Annotated in this window: 6 protein-coding genes and 1 pseudogene; 3 read left to right on the plus strand and 4 right to left on the minus strand. The window is 63.2% G+C overall.

Annotation, left to right across the window (positions count from 1 at the left end; translation table 11 throughout):
* Nucleotides 1-400: hypothetical protein (locus WBV89_RS09520; protein ID WP_423981102.1), on the plus strand; the 400-nt coding region annotated here is incomplete at its 5' end.
* 356 nt (nt 401-756) lie between these two features.
* Here the strand turns inward: WBV89_RS09520 and WBV89_RS09525 are convergent.
* From WBV89_RS09525 to WBV89_RS09540, 4 genes are all read right to left on the minus strand, one after another.
* Nucleotides 757-1,203, minus strand: coding sequence for a VOC family protein (locus WBV89_RS09525; protein ID WP_423981103.1), 447 nt, complete (start codon nt 1,201-1,203; stop codon nt 757-759).
* Nucleotides 1,204-1,489: 286 nt separating this feature from the next.
* Nucleotides 1,490-1,891 carry a PIN domain-containing protein gene (locus WBV89_RS09530; protein ID WP_423981104.1) on the minus strand — a complete coding sequence of 134 codons (402 nt, stop codon included), beginning with the start codon at nt 1,889-1,891 and terminating at the stop codon, nt 1,490-1,492.
* Nucleotides 1,888-2,064, minus strand: coding sequence for a hypothetical protein (locus WBV89_RS09535; RefSeq protein WP_423981105.1), 177 nt, complete (start codon nt 2,062-2,064; stop codon nt 1,888-1,890). Before WBV89_RS09535 ends, WBV89_RS09530 begins: the two co-directional genes overlap by 4 nt.
* A gap of 107 nt (nt 2,065-2,171) precedes the next feature.
* Nucleotides 2,172-2,606 carry a hypothetical protein gene (locus tag WBV89_RS09540; RefSeq protein ID WP_423981106.1) on the minus strand — a complete coding sequence of 145 codons (435 nt, stop codon included), beginning with the start codon at nt 2,604-2,606 and terminating at the stop codon, nt 2,172-2,174.
* Nucleotides 2,607-3,232: 626 nt separating this feature from the next.
* Between WBV89_RS09540 and WBV89_RS09545 the strand changes: the two are divergent.
* Both WBV89_RS09545 and WBV89_RS09550 read left to right on the plus strand, forming a co-directional pair.
* Nucleotides 3,233-3,496, plus strand: a pseudogene (locus WBV89_RS09545) (double zinc ribbon domain-containing protein); the annotation flags it as partial.
* Nucleotides 3,497-3,529: 33 nt separating this feature from the next.
* On the plus strand, nt 3,530-4,741 hold a 1,212-nt coding region (locus WBV89_RS09550), incomplete at its 3' end, for an AAA family ATPase (RefSeq protein ID WP_423981107.1).

The raw sequence follows: 4,741 nt of genomic DNA on the forward strand, positions 1-4,741 counted from the left end.
CTCCAGTACCACGAAGTCGGATTCGATTTCGACCGGCATATCGCACTCAGAGACCGATACCAGCACCTTCGCAGAGATGATAGGGCTCGATGTAAGCACGTCGGCAGGATTTGGACCCGCCAAGATAAATGCAACGGTCAAGACAAGCTTCACCGCTACGCAGTCGAAATCCATTACGGACGCGGTCACCAAGACGTCGACAACGTCAATCGCGAATACAGTGACTCCGACAGACTCGACCGGATCGGTTGCATTTCAGTACTGGCAACTCATCCTTTACTATGAGACGTCAGGTAAACAGCTCATCCAGAATATGCCCGAAACCGCTGTCAGTTTTGAGCAACGACTCTACTACGGCAAGGCTCCCCACTATCCCCAAGAGCGGGATTCCGGACGCTGACAGGTCTCCTGGATCCCTTACCGAAGCCTCTTTGTGTCAAGAGGTGATTTCGTCGTCCGTCGGAGCGCGCGGGTCGGGCCTTTGCCGGTTGGAGGGCGTGGTCGTAGGGTCGGTTGTCGAGCCCGGGTGTGACTTGTCCGAAGAGCTTCGACGGCGTCGCACTGGCGGTCCACCCCACCAACACTCGCGAACACTATGTCGGGACACCCCAACAGCGGACCGTCGCCGGACTCGACATCGATGTGTACCTGGAACTGCTGGAACTCGAGCATGCTGGATGGCAATCGCTCTGCGATAGCTCTGGTGGCGACTCCTACGGCAGCGTCATGACCGGATGTTCGAGGCATGGACTCTGCTCAGATCAGCGGAGTCACCACCGCCTGGTCGAGCGGCAACGGTTCGCCGCCGGTCCAGATTGCAATTTCTCCCCACCAGCCGTCGGGATCGCGAAATGCGACGGTGCGCACAGCTCCGAAGTCGGCCATCGTTCCGTCGCTCGCACCTTGCTCGACGAGCCTTTTGCGAAGCATCCCGAACGTGGCTTCGTCGGGCACATTTAGCGACACGTGATCGAGGTGCCCGCGCTGGAACATCTCCCCGTATGGACCCTCCGATGGCTGGCCGGAGAACTCGAAAGGATGTAGTGCCATCCCGCTCCCAATGTCGATCAACGCGTGGCGGACCGGCCCCTCGGCCAGCTGAGCGAAGACGTTGGCCTCGAAAACCGATCGGTAGAACTCGATCAGCCGATCGAGATCGGCGGTCACGAGGGCGAGGTGGTTGATGCCAGTGGTCAATGGCATGAAGTTGAACGTACACCACGCCACGCTCGTGCATGGCCGGCGGACTCATGCGGCCACACGCCTCGCGACTCCGCTCTTCGTGGTTGTCGCCGATGTGATTCGTTGGTGGGCACGCATATTGTGCGTCGGCAGAGACCGCTCGACCCGATCACAACGGCACCTCGGCGAGCGGGCACGCGACCGGAAATGTGCGGACCCTTGGTCGTCTTTGGAGTCCGTGTCCGTCGCTGCTGGTTCTGGGCGTCCTACCAGGCTGGCGGCGTGAATATTCTGCGCTGGTGTGAATTCAGCGGAGGTCGAGGTCGGGGACGTCGTCGAAGATGGCGTCGGCCGAGATCAGACCTGCCGCGATGTGAATTGCGCTCGTGGCAATCCACAAGTCGTTCGCGTGCGCTGAATCAGCGAGGGGATGCCCTGCTCGACGACATGCGAATCGAAGGTCGGCCCACCGACTGAGCAGCGCATCACTCACTGGAATCACGGTGGTTGCTGCGATTGCTTCTTCGAGTCGGTCACGACGAGGCGCGCCCCATTCCGCGACCAGTGCGCCGTAGCGGAGCTCGGCAACGGTTGACGCCGCGAGGAAGAGCTGGTTGCCTGCGAGTCGGGCGACGTGGTCCTCGAACTCCGGTCGGCGACGTCGGCTGAGCGCGGCGCTGAACACGCCGGTGTCGACGACGAGTCTCACGAATCGAGTGCAGCTGCGAACGCGTCGTCTTCGTCGGCCGAGAGATCCTCGATCACCAGCGCATCAACCGACGCGAGGCTCGGGGCGGACCGAAGCTCGGAAGGTGTGAGATCGCGCGCGAGCAACGTGGTCCCGTGGGGCACAGCCTCATCATGGTTCGCCGCGTTGCTCATCTCGACAGGATACGTCAACACAACATCGGCGGTCGCGGCGTCGCGGCCTTCCCGATCGGAACGGCACCGATGCGCTCGGTCACCCGGTCGGAATTCGCGAGATCCCTTTACCGTCCGGCGGCCGGACGGAGTCGCTCAGCGACCCGTTCGTAGAGGTGATCGTCGGTGTCGATGACATCCACCTCGATGGCGTTGAGACCGAGACTCGACAGTTCCGCCCGGAGACGATCTGTGAACAGCCGATCGCGCTCGAGCAGTTTGTCCAGCGCTCGTTGGCGATCGGTCGTCTTGTTCGCAATCGTCCAGAGCGAACCACGCTGATCGAACGCCATCCGTCGGAACGCGGGCGTCGGCAACAGCCACACCGCGTCGCCGACGTCGTCGATCAGCGGCGCAACCAGACGGGGGAGGAGACGGAAACCTTCAGCAATGACCGGGCCGTGGTCGACCAGGTCGGTCAGGTCGTCGACGACCAGATTGAATCCTTCGCCGCGAACCAGTGAAATGACTCCAACATCTCTGCCGGCTTCTGGAACAGCCACCGCTCATCCATCGTCATCTCGAGGAATCGATGCAGCCGTGGCGCGCTGTGCTCGTCGAGTCGCAAGGCGTGGTCCGACATCGCTTCGTCGGTGTCGTAGACGAGAGTGCCCCGCTCACCAGCGAGGCGACGGGCAATCGTCGACTTGCCCGCTCCGCTGCCGCCACCGATCCACCTCACTCGCGAGAGCGACCGATTGAGCACCACGCGACCGACCATAACGTTCACACCAGACCGCCTCCCCCGCCGCCCATCGCGGCACTTGAGATCGGTTGAGATCAGCCCAAGCCCGAGCGATAGACGCGGGCAAGATCGATCCGGTGCTCGCCGCACCGGGGGCGACCCGCCAGGGGCTCGTGCCTTCGGCGGCTCTTCCCGTTTTCGGATGGGAACCGTCGGGTGAGCTACCCCGCGGTATCGCGTATGTATCAATCCGGCGTGCACCGGCTCGTGACGCCCTGTCCGGCCATTCTCACTCCGTTCGGACATCACCCCAGCTAGACCACTAGAAATCGGCGAAATCCGGCACGAAACGGCATTCGCTGAGACACCCCCATTTCCAGATTTGGGAGCAGGAGGCCGGGAGTTCGAATCTCCCCACCCCGACCACGCTGATCGATCCGGCCAATGGCTGTGCATCACGGATCTATCAGGCCCGGATCGGTTGTACTGAGGGTGTACTCGAGGGCATCGAGCCGCTGTGACGGCTACCTTTGGCCCTCGCCTGCTGGGCGGGGGATACTGCTGTGGGGAAGTGGGGGTCTTGTGGACTGTTCGAACTGTGGGCGGACGAATCGGGAGGGTGCCAAGTTCTGTGCCGGCTGCGCGGCGCCGATGCTTGCGACGTGTTCGTCGTGTGGTCATGGAGTCGAGCCCGACGCCAGTTTCTGTGACCAGTGTGGGGCGGCCGCACGCGCTCACGAGGTGGTCGAACTGGCGGAAAGCAACGACGCCTTCCGGAAGACCGTCACCGTGTTCTTCTGCGACCTCGTGGGATCGACGACGCTGGGCGAACGACTCGATGCCGAGTCCGCTCGCGACATCATGGGGCAATACCACGCGATGGTCCAACAGGTCATCGAGGCGCACGGCGGCTCGGTCGACAAGTTCATCGGCGACGGCGTCATGGCGATGTTCGGGGTGCCCGAGGTGGCTGCTGACGATGCCGAACGCGCCGTCGCAACGGGACTCGAACTGCAGCGAGGATTCGTGGCGTTCGTCGAGCTCGTCTCCGACCGCTATGACGTCGACATCGGGTTGCGCGTCGGGATCAACACGGGTGAAGTCGTGATCGCCGATGCGGACGCCGATGTTGTCGGAGACGCGTTGAACACAGCCGCCCGCTTGGAGGGTGCATGCTCGCCGGGTCACGTTCTCGTCGGCGAAGCCACCTGGCGCATGACACGTTCCGTGATCAGGTACGAGCCGTTCGGCGAGCTCGATCTGAGAGGGAAGGATCAGACGGTCAGGACATTCCGCGCCATCGACGAGGTCGTCGCCGTCGACGATTCGACCACGCCGTTCGTCGGTCGAAGAACAGAACTCGCACGGTTGCGCGACGTCTTCGACGATGCCGTCGCGCAGCGTGTGGCGCAGTTGGTCACCGTGGTCGGATCACCCGGGGTGGGCAAGACGCGCCTCGCGCGTGAGCTCGGTCGCGACACGATCGAGGAGGCGACCTTCATCGACCTGCGATGCGAACGAGCAGGGTCGACCACGTTCAGCCCCGTCGCCGACCTCCTTCGGTTCGTCTGCGACATCGACGATGCTCCCGACGACGAGGCGACCATCGCCGAACTCGCCCGACTCGTCGCGGACCTCGACGATGCCGACCGTGTTGCGACGCTGCTCGGCGGGTTCGTGGGAGCGGCGCCCGTTCGATCCACCGAAGAGTTGTTCTTCGCCGTCAGGAGACTCATCGAATCGTTGGGTCGTCGAGCCCCAGTCCTCATCGTCGTCGACGACATCCAGTGGGCCGCACCGATGTTCCTCGATCTCCTCGAGCACCTCGCGGAGTGGGTGCATGATTCACCGGCACTGGTGCTCGCGCTCGCCCGACCCGAGCTGCGCGAAATCCGGCCCGCTCTTGCGGAGACGGGTCGGAGCGTCGCCGAGACCATCTCGCTCGAGGGCCTC

This window comes from Ilumatobacter sp., assembly GCF_049588435.1.
In the GTDB taxonomy this organism is placed as follows: Bacteria; Actinomycetota; Acidimicrobiia; order Acidimicrobiales; family Ilumatobacteraceae; genus Ilumatobacter_A.

Bases quoted from the DNA above. Each gene is read 5' to 3' on its own strand.
- WBV89_RS09525 (WP_423981103.1), bottom strand. From the start codon at position 1,203: ATGCCATTGACCACTGGCATCAACCACCTCGCCCTCGTGACCGCCGAT.
- WBV89_RS09535 (WP_423981105.1), bottom strand. From the start codon at position 2,064: ATGAGCAACGCGGCGAACCATGATGAGGCTGTGCCCCACGGGACCACG.